Source organism: Kitasatospora sp. NPDC057738 (assembly GCF_042798815.1).
GTDB classification, from domain to species: Bacteria; Actinomycetota; Actinomycetes; order Streptomycetales; family Streptomycetaceae; genus Kitasatospora; species Kitasatospora lactacystinica.
Genome location: NZ_JBHVJT010000048.1, coordinates 1 through 12,857, shown reverse-complemented (window position 1 = coordinate 12,857; position 12,857 = coordinate 1). Strand labels below are relative to the sequence as shown.

The following is a 12,857-nucleotide window of genomic DNA, read 5'->3' as shown; positions in this document are numbered from 1 at the left end:
TGGTCCGACACGCCCCGGGCCGCCGGGGCAGCGCTCCGGCGCCGGGGCGAGACGGGGTGCCGCCGGGGCGGGTGGCCGTCCGGGGAGCGACTGCCACCCGTTTCGGCGGCGCCGAGATGGCCCGTCCGTGCCATGTGGACGGGCCCCGAAGTGCCTAGGCTGGACTCCGGGTGGCTGCCGCCCGGGCTGGCGAGGCACTGAAGGGGTGGTGCAGGTGGTGTCGTCCACGGGCGGCCGCAGCGGCGGCCACGACGACGCGGCCCTCGACGAGATCGATCTGGCCGGCGAGCTGATGATCGCCGCGACGGCCAGCTCCGGCGACCGGCTGCCGACCGAGCGGATCGACGAGGTGCTGCTGGACCGGTCCGAACCCGGGCAGTGCGACCGGGAGGCCGACGGCTAGCGGGCTCCGGGCGCTACGCGGGCTCCGGGTGCGACACGGACTCCGGGCGCGACACGGGCTCCGGGCGCGACGCGGGCGGGCCCGCTCCGGGAGCGACGCGCCCCCGGAGCGAAGCGGTCGGCCCGGCGGCTCAGCTGCGCAGCAGGCGGCTGATCGCGGCGGTGGCCTCCGCCACCTTGGCGTCCAGTTCGGCGCCGCCCTCCTCGGCGGCCGCGGCGACGCAGTGCCGCAGGTGCTCCTCCAGCAGGGAGAGCGCGAAGGACTGCAGCGCCTTGGTGCCGGCCGAGACCTGGGTGAGCACGTCGATGCAGTAGACGTCCTCGTCGACCATGCGCTGGAGGCCGCGGATCTGGCCCTCGATCCGGCGCAGCCGCTTGAGGTGGGCGTCCTTCTGCGCGCTGTAGCCGTGCGGGCCGTGGTGCCCGGCCGGGGCCTGGCCGGCGGGCGGCTCGGTCCCCTGCGCGTGCTCCGGCTCGCTGCGCGCTTGCGTCGTGGTCATCGGCCCCGCCTTCGTCTCAGTGCCTGGTGGCTGCGTCGGCCACAAGTGTCCAACACCGGGGCCCTCCGTGGTGTTCCGACGGCCGTCCCGGCATGTGCCGCGGGGGCGCTGGAGGGGGCTCCCGGCGGTTCACCCGTCTGAGCGGCGCCCCGTTCTCCGGTGCGCACGACGGGGACAATCCGGGCGAGGTTCCGTCAGACTGGGGCTCGCGTCCACGTGTGGTGGTGCGCCCGGATCAGCCGGTGCGGCGGCCGAACGGAAGGGGAGGTTCCGGCTCCTTCCCCGACACCCCGTTTGCGTGATTGCGTTCGGTTGCACCTAGCATCGTTCAGTCCCTACCCCGCACATCGGAGATTTCCGTGCGTTTTAGCCTGACCCCGAAGGAGACGAGCTTCTACGACATGTTCGCCGCCGCGGCGGAGAACCTTGTCGTCGGATCGAAGCTCCTTTTGGAGCTGCTGGGATCAGACGTGTCGGCCCGTGCGGAGATCGTCGAGCGCATGCGCGCCGCCGAGCACGCCGGGGACGACACCACCCATGCCGTCTTCCACCAGCTGAACTCGTCCTTCATCACGCCCTTCGACCGCGAGGACATCTACAGCCTCGCCTCGTCGCTGGACGACATCATGGACTTCATGGAGGAAGCCGTCGACCTGGTCGTCCTCTACGACATCCAGACCCTGCCGAAGGGCGTCGAGCAGCAGATCGAGGTGCTGGCGCGCGCCGCGGAACTCACCGCCGAGGCGATGCCGAACCTGCGCAGCATGTCCAACCTCACCGAGTACTGGATCGAGGTCAACCGCCTGGAGAACCAGGCCGACCAGATCCACCGCAAGCTGCTCGCCCACCTGTTCTCCGGTCAGTACGACGCCATCGAGGTCCTCAAGCTCAAGCAGGTCGTGGACGTCCTTGAGGAGGCGGCGGACGCGTTCGAGCACGTCGCCAACACGGTGGAGACCATCGCCGTCAAGGAGTCCTGACCCCCGTGGACATGGCAGCACTCATCGCCGTCATCGGCGTTGCGTTCTTCTTCACGTACACCAACGGCTTCCACGACTCGGCGAACGCGATCGCCACGTCGGTCTCCACCCGGGCGCTCACTCCCCGGGCGGCGCTGGCGATGGCCGCGGTGATGAACCTGGCGGGCGCGTTCCTCGGCAGCGGCGTGGCGCACACCGTCTCCCAGGGGATCATCGAGACCCCCACCGGCAACCAGGGGATGGCGATCCTGTTCGCGGCCCTGGTCGGGGCGATCGCCTGGAACCTGGTCACCTGGTACTTCGGCCTCCCGTCCTCCTCCTCGCACGCGCTGTTCGGCGGCATGGTGGGCGCGGCCCTGGCCGGCGGCACCGAGGTGATCTGGAGCGGGGTCCTCGACAAGATCGTCATCCCGATGTTCGTCTCGCCGGTGGTCGGCCTGGTCGGCGGCTTCCTGGTGATGCTGGCGATCCTGTGGATCTTCCGCCGGGCCAACCCGCACCGGGCCAAGCGCAACTTCCGGGTCGCCCAGACCGCCTCGGCCGCCGCGATGGCCCTGGCGCACGGCCTCCAGGACGCCCAGAAGACCATGGGCATCGTGGTCATGGCACTGACCATCTCCGGCCACCAGTCCGGCAACGGCATTCCGGTCTGGGTGAAGATCTCCTGCGCGACGATGCTCTCGCTGGGCACCTACGCGGGCGGCTGGCGGATCATGCGGACGCTCGGCCGGAAGATCATCGAGCTGGACCCGCCGCAGGGCTTCGCCGCCGAGGCCACCTCCGCGACGGTCATGTACATCTCGTCGTTCGTCTTCAAGGCGCCGATCTCCACCACCCACGTGATCACCGCGGCGATCATGGGCGCGGGGGCCACCAAGCGGATCCGCGCGGTGCGCTGGGGCGTCGCGAAGAACATCGTGCTCGGCTGGTTCATCACGATGCCGGCGGCCGCCGTCGTCGCAGCGCTGATGTACTGGTTCGTCCACCTGTTCTGGGGCTGACGGCCCCGCAGGACGCGCGAACGGACAGGGCCCGCCCCCACATCTCGGGGGCGGGCCCTTTTCCATGTCCCGCGGCGGCACCGCCATGCAGCACCGCGGGACAGCTCGCGGTCCGTCACGCGTCCCGGCGCCTCGGCGCCGCCCGTGACGGGGCTCCGGTCTAGCCGAAGCGGCCGGAGATGTAGTCCTCGGTGGCCTGGACCTGCGGGTTGGAGAAGATCCGCTGGGTGTCGTCCAGCTCGACCAGCTTGCCCGGCTGGCCGACGCCGGCCAGGTTGAAGAAGGCGGTGCGGTCGCTGACGCGGGCCGCCTGCTGCATGTTGTGGGTCACGATGACGATGGTGAACTGCTCCTTGAGCTCGCCGATCAGGTCCTCGATGGCGAGGGTGGAGATCGGGTCGAGCGCGGAGCAGGGCTCGTCCATCAGCAGGACCTGGGGCTCGACCGCGATGGCGCGGGCGATGCACAGGCGCTGCTGCTGACCGCCGGAGAGGCCGGCCCCCGGCTTGTTCAGCCGGTTGTGGACCTCCTTCCAGAGGTTGGCGCCCTTCAGCGAACGCTCCACCACCTCGTCCAGCACGGACTTCTTCTTCACGCCGGAGAGCCGCAGACCCGCGATCACGTTGTCGTAGATCGACATGGTCGGGAAGGGGTTCGGGCGCTGGAAGACCATGCCGACCGAGCGGCGCACGGCGACCGGGTCGACGTTGGAGGCGTAGAGGTTCTCGTCGTCCAGGAGGACCTTGCCCTCGACCCGGGCGCCCGGGATCACCTCGTGCATCCGGTTCAGGGTCCGGAGGAAGGTGGACTTGCCGCAGCCGGACGGGCCGATGAAGGCGGTCACCGAGCGGGGCTCGATGCTCATCGAGATGTCCTCGATGGCCTTGGTGGTGCCGTAGTAGGCCGACAGTCCGCTGACGTCGATGCGCTTGGCCATGATCGTTGCTTCTCTCGTCTGTCTCGTACGTCAGTCGGTCGCTCAGTGCCCGCCCTTGGGCGAGCGCCAGCGTGCGATGCCCCGGGCGACGAGGTTGAGCCCCATCACGAAGGCGATCAGCACCAGCGCCGCGCCCCAGGCACGGGCGTAGCCGAAGTCGTTGTTGACCTGCGAGTACTGGGTCCAGATGTACATCGGCAGGGACTGCTGCGGTCCGTCGAACGGGTTGTTGTTGATGTAGTCGGCGCCGAACACCAGCATCATCACCGGGGCGGTCTCGCCCGTGATGCGGGCGACCGCGAGCATCACACCGGTGGTGATGCCGCCGATCGCGGTGGGGATGACGATCCGCAGGATGGTCTTCCACTTCGGCACGCCGAGCGCGTACGAGGCTTCGCGCAGCTCGTTCGGGACGAGCTTCAGCATCTCCTCGGTGGACCGGACCACGACCGGCATCATCAGGATCGCCAGCGCGAGGCTGCCCGAGAAGCCGGAGTAGCTGAAGCCCAGGGCGAGGTTCCAGAGCGAGAGGATGAACAGACCGGCGACGATCGACGGGATGCCCGTCATGACGTCGACGAAGAAGGTGACCGCCTTGGCGAGCGTGCCGCGGCCGTACTCGACCAGGTAGACGGCGGTCAGCAGCCCGATCGGGGCCGCGATCGCGGTGGCCAGGGCGACCTGCTCCAGGGTGCCGATCAGCGCGTGGTAGATGCCGCCGCCGGGCCCGGACTGGATGACGCCCTTCATGGAGTGGCTCAGGAAGTTCCCGTCGACCACCCCGATGCCCTGCTGGACGGTGTAGAAGGTCAGGGCGACCAGGGGGACGACGGCCAGGATGAAGGCGACCCAGACCACCGAGGTGGCGAAGCGGTCCTTGGCCTGCCGGCGGCCCTCGACCCGGGCCGAGAGGACGTAGCTGATCAGGACGAAGAGCAGGGCCGAGATCAGGCCCCACTGGAGGTGGCTGGCCAGCCCGCCGGCCGCGCCGATCCCGCAGCCGAGGGCGATCGAGCCGACGGCCACGGCGGCCGGGGCCCACTTGGGCAGTCGGTTGGCGGTCAGCGGACGGCCGACCGGCCGGGCGTCCTCGATGACGGCGGTGACGGTCATGCGTTGGCCCCCGAGTACTCCTTGCGGCGGGCGATGATCAGTCGCGCGGCACCGTTCACCAGCAGGGTGATGACGAACAGGACGAGGCCGGAGGCCATCAGCGCGTTGCGGCCGTTGTCACCGGCCTCGGCGAACTTCAGCGCGATGTTCTGCGCGAAGGTGCCGCCGCCCGCGTCGAGGATGTGCGGCGACAGGACGTTGCTGGCGGAGAGCACCACCGCGACCGCGATGGTCTCGCCGAGCGCGCGGCCGAGGCCGAGCATCGAGGCCGAGATGATGCCGGGGCGGCCGAACGGCAGCACCGCGGTGCGGATCATCTCCCAGCGGGTCGCGCCGAGCGCGAGCGCCGCCTCCTCGTGCATCCGCGGCACCTGGCGGAACACCTCGCGGGAGACCGCGGTGATGATCGGCAGGACCATGATCGCCAGCAGGATGCCGACGGTGAACAGGTTGCGCGGGGTGCCGGTCCTGGTCTGGTCGAAGATGTACGTCCAGCCCAGGTACTCGTTGAGCCAGCTGGTCAGGCCGTCCATGTGCGGGACCAGGAAGAGCGCGCCCCAGAGGCCGTAGACGATGCTGGGGACGGCGGCGAGCAGGTCGACCAGGTAGGCGAACGGCTGGGCGATCCTGCGCGGCGCGTAGTGCGAGATGAACAGCGCGATCCCGATGGCCACCGGGACGGCGATCGCCATCGCGATGACGGCACTGACGATGGTGCCGAAGGCCAGGACGGCGATGCCGAAGACGGGCTTCGGGGCGTCCGGAGTCCACTCGAAGCTGGTGAGGAAGTTGCCCTCGTTGGTGGTCAGGGCCAGGACCGACCGCCAGGTCAGGAACGCGGCGATGGCGGCCATGACGACCAGCAGGAGGATGCCCGAGCCCCGGGCGAGGTTCATGAAGATCTTGTCGCCGACCCGGCTGTCGCGCGGCCGGCGTTCCCTGCCTCGCGGGGCGGCAGGGGAGGATGAAGTCATTGGTCTACTCCGGTCTGGTGGTGCCGCCCCGGAAGGGGGACGGCACCATGGCGGCGGTGCCCCGGACGTGGTGCTGGGTGTGGTCCGTTCCGGTGGGGCGGCCCCGGCCCCCCTCGCTCACGGGGCCGCTCCACCGGGGGTCCTGTCGGGTCAGGCCAGGGTGGCGATGACGCCGTTGACCTTGTCGGTCACGGCCTTCGGCAGCGGGACGTAGCCCTTCTCGCCGATGGCCTTCTGACCCGCGTCGCTGGCGGTGTAGGTCAGGAAGGACTTCAGGGTGTCGAGGGTCTCGGCCTTGTTGCCCTTGTCGCAGACGATCTCGTAGGTGACCAGGACCAGCGGGTAGGAACCCTCTTCCTTGGTCGCGTAGTCGAGCTTCAGCGCGAGGTCGCTGCCGGTGCCGGCGGCCTGCGCCTTGGCGATCGTGGAGGCGGCGTTCTCGGCGGTGGCCTCGACCGGCTTGGCGGCGCCCGTGTTGATCGCGGCGCTCTTCAGGCTGTTGGTCTGGGCGTAGGCCAGCTCGACGTAGCTGATCGAGTTCTTGACCTGCTTCACCTGGGCCGAGACACCGGCGCTGCCGTTGGCCGACTGGCCGCCCTTGCCCGCCCAGGCCTTGCCGGCCGGGTAGGACCAGGCGCCGCCGCCGGCGGCGGCGAAGTACTTGGTCAGGTTCTCGGTGGTGCCGGCGTCGTCCGAGCGGTGGAAGGTCTGGATCTCGGTGTCCGGCAGCTTGGCGCCCGGGTTCAGGGCCGCGATCGCCGGGTCGTTCCACTTGGTGATCTGCGAGTCGAAGATCTTGGCGGAGGTCGGGCCGTCCAGGACCAGGTTGTCGACACCGTCGACGTTGTAGACCAGCGAGATCAGACCGCCGACCATCGGCAGGTCGATGCCCTGGCCGCCGGTGCAGACCGCCTTGGAGGCGTCGACCTCGGCCGGCTTCAGGGCCGAGTCGGAGCCGGCGAACTGGATCTTGCCCTGGTTGAACTGCTGGATGCCGGCACCGGAGCCGCCACCCTGGTAGTTGATGGTGCTGCCGGAGCAGGCGGCGGCGAAGCTGGTCTTCCAGACGTCCATCGCCGCGCCCTGCGCGGTCGAACCGGCGGCGATCAGCGAACCGGCCTTGCCACAGTTGATCGCGGCGGCGGGCGCGGCGGAACCGCCGGAGCCACCGGACGCGGTCGTGTTGTTGTTGTTGTCCGACCCGCAGGCGGCGAGCGACAGCGAGCTGACGAGCGCCATGGCACCGATCGCGAGGGCCTTGGAGCGGCCGTTCCGCTGGAGCTTCACAGGGGTGTCCCTTTCTGTGGCATTGCCCTTGCGCGGGCCGTACGGCTACGGCGGCCCAGCACGGGTTTTGCTGTGGTCCGGGGCCCGTTCGGCCCTCCGGTGGTCCCGAAGTTAGGCCGGGTAAGTGACACGACAGCCGGTCGCAAGTGAACGGGGAGTGAACCTCGAACGGATGACAGGAAACTACGTCAGGTAGTAACGGTTGCGTCACGGCAAGGGCGCGGGAAGATCACTTCCACCGTTCCTTCACCGGTGCCGCTCCGGCCGCCCGCACCGGCTTCGCCCCCAGGAGCGCCAGCAGCGCGTCGATCAGCGACCGGTCGTGGTCGTGGGTGAGCCGGGCCCGCGCCTTCCCGGCCGGCAGCCACTCCAGCCGGTCCACCTCCCGGTTGGGCCGGAAGGAGCCGCTGGAGGGCACCGCCGCCCAGTAGCGGACCTCCTTGGGACGGCCCTGCACCCGGTAGTGCCGGGTGGGCAGCTCCGGGCCCAGCAGGCAGCGGAACCCGGTCTCCTCCCGGACCTCGCGCAGCGCCGCGTCGACCACGCCCTCACCGGCTTCGAGCTTGCCCTTCGGCAGGCTCCAGTCGTCGTACTTGGGCCGGTGGATCACCGCGATCCGCGGCCGCCCCAGCCGGCCGCTCTTCTTCGGCCGGCCCGGCAGCCACAGCACCGCGCCCGCCGCCAGCACCACCGGGGCGTGCCCCGCCCCGGTCACGGCCCCCGTCGCCGCCCGGCCGGCGGGCGGGCGCTCGCCCATCTCAGACCGTCCCGGCCGCGGCGGAGTGCCCCCAGGCGTCGGTCGGGACGAGCTCCAGCCAGCCGTCCGGGCCGGGCGGCAGGTCGGGCCAGCGGAGGCCGACGGCGTACCGCGCGGACTCCACCTCCAGCCGCTGGTCGGCGTGCACCACCCCCAGCACGTACGCGGTCGCCGGGGTGATCCGCGGAGTGCGCGCCGCGGTGGCGGCGGTGACGGCGGCGTCCGCCGCCTCCTGCTGCCGGGCCAGCACCAGGTCCAGCCCGTCCAGCTCGGAGGAGGCGCGGCCGCACACCTCCAGTGCGTACCGGGCCCGCTTCACCAGGATCCGCATCCGGGCCCAGGGCGCGTCGTCGGCCGCCAGCGCGGTGTCCGCGTCGGTCGCCCCGCGGGACGCCGGAACCGTGCCCAGCCGGCGCAGCCCGTCCCCGCCGTACGGCGTCGCGGCCCGCCGCAGCGGCAGCTGCTGGGCGCCCGCGGTCAGCGCGGCGAAGGCGGCGGCGGCCTGCGGCAGCAGCACCGCGGGGGCCCGGCCGCCCGCCGACTCCAGCAGCGGGGCGTCGCCGACCAGCAGGGTCATCCGGTCCGCCAGCGCGTGCAGCCGGGCGGAGCGGAGCTCCTGGAGCACCGTGGAGTGCGCCCTGGTCCGGGCCAGGGTCAGCTGCCGGTCCAGCAGCGCCCGCGCCTTGGGGGCGCCCACGTGGCCGGCCAGCATGCCCGTCCCGTCCGGGTCGGTGCCGCTCAGCGAGTCCAGCGCGCCCAGCAGCCGGGCCGAGCGGCGGACGTAGCCGGGCTCCAGCGCCAGCAGGTTGAGCAGCCAGCGCAGCTCGGTGCGCGACTCCTGCGCCCAGGTCTGCTCGAAGACCGAGCCGAAGGTGTGCAGCAGCCCGCCGACCCGCCGGACGGCCCGCAGCAGGTCCGAGGTGCCGGCCGACGGGACGACCGAGGCCGTCCCGGGTCTGGCGCCGACCTCGCCCACCGCCAGCGGCAGCGCGCGCAGGAAGGCGCCGGCCTGGGCGGTGAGGTGGTGGGAAAGGATGTCCCCGGCGGTCGCTGTGGAGGCCGCCTGGGCCGTCATCGGCGCTTCGGTCATGGCGTGGTAGATCCCCGTTCCTCCGAGGTGCTCCCCCGGAGCTGGTGGCCGACCGCCGGGACAGGTCCCCTTGCCGTCCCGGCGGCTTCGCATCAGTGGACGCGTCAGCGCGAGGTCGCGGCCCGGCGGCGCTGGCGCGAGTCGATCAGCAGGTCCTGGACGTGTCGCAGCGGACGGTCCTCGACGTCCTGCGAGTGGCGGGTCCACGCGCCGTCCGGCCCCAGGTGCCAGGACTCGGTCTCGTCCGACACCCCGAGGTCGATCAGCCCGGACAGCTCGGCGCGGTGCGCCGGATCGGTGATCCGCATCAGCGCCTCGATCCGGCGGTCCAGGTTGCGGTGCATCATGTCGGCGCTGCCGATCCAGACCTCCGGATCGCCGTTGTTGCCGAACACGAAGATCCGGGAGTGCTCCAGGAAGCGGCCCAGGATGCTGCGGACCCGGATGTTCTCGCTCAGCCCCGGCACGCCCGGGCGGATCGCGCAGATCCCGCGCACCCAGACGTCCACCGGCACACCGGCCTGGGAGGCCCGGTACAGCGCGTCGATCACGGCCTCGTCGACGATCGAGTTGACCTTGAGCTTCACGTAGGCCGGGCGGCCCGCCCGGTGGTGGGCGATCTCGTTGTGGATCCGTGAGACCAGCCCGTCGCGCAGGCCGCGCGGGGCGGTCAGCAGGCGGCGGTAGGACTCGCGGCGCGAGTAGCCGGAGAGCCGGTTGAACAGGTCCGAGAGGTCCGCGCCGACCTGCGGGTCGGAGGTGAGCAGGCCGAGGTCCTCGTACAGCCGGGCCGTCTTCGGGTGGTAGTTGCCGGTGCCGACGTGCGAGTAGCGGCGCAGGGTGTCGCCCTCCTGCCGGACCACCAGCGAGAGCTTGCAGTGCGTCTTCAGCCCGACCAGGCCGTACACCACGTGACAGCCGGCCTCCTCCAGCTTGCGGGCCCACTTGATGTTGGCCTGCTCGTCGAAGCGCGCCTTGATCTCCACCAGCACCAGCACCTGCTTGCCGGACTCGGCCGCGTCGATCAGCGCGTCGACGATCGGCGAGTCGCCGGAGGTGCGGTACAGGGTCTGCTTGATCGCCAGCACGTCCGGGTCCCCGGCGGCCTGCTCCAGGAAGGCCTGAACCGAGGTGGAGAAGCTGTCGTAGGGGTGGTGCAGCAGGACGTCGCGCTCGCGCATCGCGGCGAAGATGTCCGGCTGGGAGGCCGACTCGACGTCGGTCAGCCCCCGGGCCGTGCCGGCCACGAACTTCGGGTACTTGAGCTCCGGGCGGTCCAGCTCGGCGATCCCGAACAGCCCGGTCAGGTCCAGCGGCCCGGGCAGCGGGAAGACCTCGGCCTCGGTGATGTTCAGCTCCCGCACCAGCAGGTCCAGGATGTACGGGTCGATCGACTCCTCGACCTCCAGCCGGACCGGCGGGCCGAAGCGCCGCCGCATCAGCTCCTTCTCCAGGGCCTTGAGGATGTTCTCGGTGTCGTCCTCCTCCACCTCCAGGTCCTCGTTGCGGGTGACGCGGAAGGCGTGGTGGGCCAGCACCTCCATCCCCGGGAAGAGTTCCTCCAGGTGGGCGCCCATGACGTCCTCCAGCGGGACGTACCGCTGGGGCGAGGCCTCCAGGAAGCGGGCCAGCGACTGCGGCACCTTGACGCGCGCGAAGTGCTTGTGGCCGGACACCGGGTTGCGCACCACGACGGCCAGGTTGAGCGAGAGTCCCGATATGTACGGGAAGGGGTGCGCCGGGTCGACGGCCAGCGGGGTCAGGACGGGAAAGATCTTCTGCCGGAACAGCGTGTGCAGCCGGGCCTGCTCCTTCTCCGCCAGCTCCGACCAGCGGACCACCTCGATGCCCTCGCCGGCGAGGTCCGGCAGCACCTCCTGCTGGAAGGCGGCGGCGTGGCGCGCCATCAGCTCGCGCGAGCGGGTCCAGATCAGGTCCAGCACCTCGCGCGGCTGGAGGCCGGACGCGCTGCGCTGGGCGACTCCGGTGGCGATCCGGCGCTTGAGCCCGGCCACCCGGACCATGAAGAACTCGTCCAGGTTGCTCGCGAAGATCGCCAGGAACTTCGCCCGCTCCAGCAACGGGATGCCCGGGTCCTCGGCCAGTTCCAGGACCCGTTCGTTGAACGCCAGCCAACTGCGCTCGCGGTCCAGGAAGCGGCCCTGCGGCAGTGCTTCGAACTCCTCCTCGTCCGTGGCCGGCAGCTCCGGCGGAATACCCAGCGCGCCGGACATCCGGGCCGTAGGTGACAGCGGGGCAGAGACGGGGCGGGGGATGCTCATGGGCTCCAGCTCCTCCAGCAGCAGGACGGCGTCCGGACGCGAATGGCTCTGCGGGCCGTCGCCCTCGCCCCGGGCCGGACCCGGGGACAGCACCCACCCTCCCGGTGCGGTCCGTACAGGACCGGCCGGTGCGTGGCGGTCGACTCTGCACGAGCGAGACACTACGGACTTCATCCTGTGATCTTCGCGGCAGCAATTGAATCCACGGTAAACACCGCATGGCCAGGAGGAAAGCTGAGTCGGTCGGAGCAAGGGGCGTCGCCGTCCCGTCCCTCGCCCGCGACCGCTCGCGGGGCCGTCCCGGCCGCGTTCGACGCCGCCGGAGGACCGGGGAGTCCGGTGCGCGGACGCCCCGGGGGCCCGACTAGGCCGACCGGTTCGTCCGGTACTGGGCTCGGTACATGAGGTCCACCTCGTGAACGGCGAATCCCAATCGTTCATATACCCGCACGGCGGCCGGATTGTCGGCGTCGACGTAGAGAAGCACGGTGTCCAGCCCGCGCTCCCCGGTGCCGGTGCCGGTCAGGTGGCGCAGGCCTGCCGCGGTCAGCGCACGGCCGAGACCGCTGCCCTGCTCGGCCGGGTCCACCCCGACCACGTACACCTCGCCGAGCTCGGGCTCGGTGGCGGTGGCCGGGTGCACCTTGGTCCAGTGGAAGCCGACCACCCTGCCGTCGCGGGTCGCGAGGAAGAAGCCGGCCGGGTCGAACCACGGCTCGGCGATCCGCTCGGCCAGGTCCTGCCCGGTCCAGGCGCCCTGCTCGGGGTGGTGGGCGAAGGCCAGGGCGTTCAGCCGCAGCCACTCGGCGTCGTCCTCCCCCGGGCGGAAGGTCCGGAGCTCGATGCCCTCGGGAACGGCCACCTCCTCGGTCTGCCGGCCGGTGCGGCGCATCTGCCGCAGCTCTCGGACCAGCTCGGCGCCGTACGCCCCGGCCAGGTGGCGGGCGGCCGGGTGGCCGCCGTGCACCCAGAAGTCCACCGCGTCGCGCCCCGCCCGGTGGGCCTGCTCCAGGACCGCGTCCACCAGCGGGCGGGCCAGGCCGCGACCGCGGGCGGCCGGGTCGACCACCAGCTCGGCGGTGGGGTTGGCCGCCGGGTTCTCCGGCACCTCGAGCTGGCCGTAGCCGAGGACGGCGCCGCTCCCGGTCCCGGATTCGGTCTTGGTGTCGGTGTCGGTGTCGGTGTCGGTCCCGGTCTCGACGAGGTGGATCACACCCGGCCGCGGGATCTCCGCGTTCCGCAACCGAAGCCGGCCCTGCTCGGACACGGCGGCCCGGCCGTCCACCGCCTGGGCCGCCGCCAGAACACGCAGGGAACCGTCGCGCTGCTCGGGCCGGAGCACATCGTCCGCAATGACCGCTGTCTGATCGTCCATGCCCAGACGATACGTCACCGGAAATGCGAAAAGCCCCTGATCCGAGTGGATCAGGGGCTTTTCTGAATAATTGTTCGGCGGCGTCCTACTCTCCCACAGGGTCCCCCCTGCAGTACCATCGGCGCTGTAAGGCTTAGCTTCCGGGTTCGGAATGTAACC

General features: G+C 71.2%; 12 protein-coding genes and 1 rRNA gene. 3 read left to right on the top strand and 10 right to left on the bottom strand.

The genetic code is table 11. The features are described from left to right. The first annotated feature begins 214 nt into the window (after window positions 1-214). On the top strand, window positions 215-403 hold the full coding sequence (locus ACFVGO_RS24650; protein ID WP_359914178.1) for a hypothetical protein: 189 nt from the start codon (window positions 215-217) through the stop codon (window positions 401-403). A gap of 130 nt (window positions 404-533) precedes the next feature. Here the strand turns inward: ACFVGO_RS24650 and ACFVGO_RS24645 are convergent, their stop codons facing one another. Beyond that, the gene (locus tag ACFVGO_RS24645; protein ID WP_359914176.1) at window positions 534-902 is read right to left on the bottom strand and encodes a metal-sensitive transcriptional regulator; all 369 of its coding nucleotides are present in this window, start codon (window positions 900-902) and stop codon (window positions 534-536) included. A gap of 359 nt (window positions 903-1,261) precedes the next feature. Between ACFVGO_RS24645 and ACFVGO_RS24640 the strand changes: the two genes are divergently transcribed. Both ACFVGO_RS24640 and ACFVGO_RS24635 read left to right on the top strand, forming a co-directional pair. Next, the gene (locus tag ACFVGO_RS24640; RefSeq protein ID WP_359914173.1) at window positions 1,262-1,882 is read left to right on the top strand and encodes a DUF47 family protein; all 621 of its coding nucleotides are present in this window, start codon (window positions 1,262-1,264) and stop codon (window positions 1,880-1,882) included. Window positions 1,883-1,887: 5 nt separating this feature from the next. Continuing rightward, window positions 1,888-2,883, top strand: coding sequence for an inorganic phosphate transporter (locus ACFVGO_RS24635; protein ID WP_359914171.1), 996 nt, complete (start codon window positions 1,888-1,890; stop codon window positions 2,881-2,883). 160 nt (window positions 2,884-3,043) lie between these two features. Here the strand turns inward: ACFVGO_RS24635 and pstB are convergent, their stop codons facing one another. From pstB to rrf, 9 genes are all read right to left on the bottom strand, one after another. Further along, entirely contained in the window at window positions 3,044-3,820 is a 777-nt protein-coding gene (gene pstB / locus ACFVGO_RS24630; RefSeq protein ID WP_359914169.1) for a phosphate ABC transporter ATP-binding protein PstB, read from the bottom strand. A 42-nt stretch (window positions 3,821-3,862) separates the two neighbouring features. Beyond that, the gene (gene pstA / locus ACFVGO_RS24625; protein ID WP_359914166.1) at window positions 3,863-4,933 is read right to left on the bottom strand and encodes a phosphate ABC transporter permease PstA; all 1,071 of its coding nucleotides are present in this window, start codon (window positions 4,931-4,933) and stop codon (window positions 3,863-3,865) included. Continuing rightward, a complete protein-coding gene (gene pstC, locus ACFVGO_RS24620; protein ID WP_359914163.1) occupies window positions 4,930-5,907 on the bottom strand; it encodes a phosphate ABC transporter permease subunit PstC in 978 nt (325 codons plus the stop codon). Before pstC ends, pstA begins: the two co-directional genes overlap by 4 nt. A 150-nt stretch (window positions 5,908-6,057) precedes the next feature. Next, window positions 6,058-7,194, bottom strand: coding sequence for a phosphate ABC transporter substrate-binding protein PstS (gene pstS / locus ACFVGO_RS24615; RefSeq protein WP_359914160.1), 1,137 nt, complete (start codon window positions 7,192-7,194; stop codon window positions 6,058-6,060). A gap of 229 nt (window positions 7,195-7,423) precedes the next feature. Further along, complete coding sequence (locus tag ACFVGO_RS24610) at window positions 7,424-7,951, bottom strand: NUDIX hydrolase (RefSeq protein WP_359914157.1); 528 nt, start codon at window positions 7,949-7,951, stop codon at window positions 7,424-7,426. Between the two features lies 1 nt (window position 7,952). Next, entirely contained in the window at window positions 7,953-9,041 is a 1,089-nt protein-coding gene (locus tag ACFVGO_RS24605; RefSeq protein ID WP_359914154.1) for a CHAD domain-containing protein, read from the bottom strand. 104 nt (window positions 9,042-9,145) lie between these two features. Continuing rightward, entirely contained in the window at window positions 9,146-11,416 is a 2,271-nt protein-coding gene (locus ACFVGO_RS24600) for an RNA degradosome polyphosphate kinase (protein ID WP_380354384.1), read from the bottom strand. A 271-nt stretch (window positions 11,417-11,687) separates the two neighbouring features. Then, window positions 11,688-12,698 carry a mycothiol synthase gene (gene mshD, locus ACFVGO_RS24595; RefSeq protein ID WP_380634040.1) on the bottom strand — a complete coding sequence of 337 codons (1,011 nt, stop codon included), beginning with the start codon at window positions 12,696-12,698 and terminating at the stop codon, window positions 11,688-11,690. 72 nt (window positions 12,699-12,770) lie between these two features. Further along, a 5S ribosomal RNA gene (gene rrf, locus ACFVGO_RS24590) occupies window positions 12,771-12,857 on the bottom strand; the annotation flags it as partial.

What these genes read in the sequence shown, in the direction of transcription:
- ACFVGO_RS24645 (WP_359914176.1), bottom strand. Translation starts at nt 902, where the DNA reads ATGACCACGACGCAAGCGCGCAGCGAGCCGGAGCACGCGCAGGGGACC.
- pstB (WP_359914169.1), bottom strand. Translation starts at nt 3,820, where the DNA reads ATGGCCAAGCGCATCGACGTCAGCGGACTGTCGGCCTACTACGGCACC.
- pstA (WP_359914166.1), bottom strand. Translation starts at nt 4,933, where the DNA reads ATGACCGTCACCGCCGTCATCGAGGACGCCCGGCCGGTCGGCCGTCCG.
- pstC (WP_359914163.1), bottom strand. Translation starts at nt 5,907, where the DNA reads ATGACTTCATCCTCCCCTGCCGCCCCGCGAGGCAGGGAACGCCGGCCG.
- ACFVGO_RS24610 (WP_359914157.1), bottom strand. Translation starts at nt 7,951, where the DNA reads ATGGGCGAGCGCCCGCCCGCCGGCCGGGCGGCGACGGGGGCCGTGACC.
- ACFVGO_RS24605 (WP_359914154.1), bottom strand. Translation starts at nt 9,041, where the DNA reads ATGACCGAAGCGCCGATGACGGCCCAGGCGGCCTCCACAGCGACCGCC.
- mshD (WP_380634040.1), bottom strand. Translation starts at nt 12,698, where the DNA reads ATGGACGATCAGACAGCGGTCATTGCGGACGATGTGCTCCGGCCCGAG.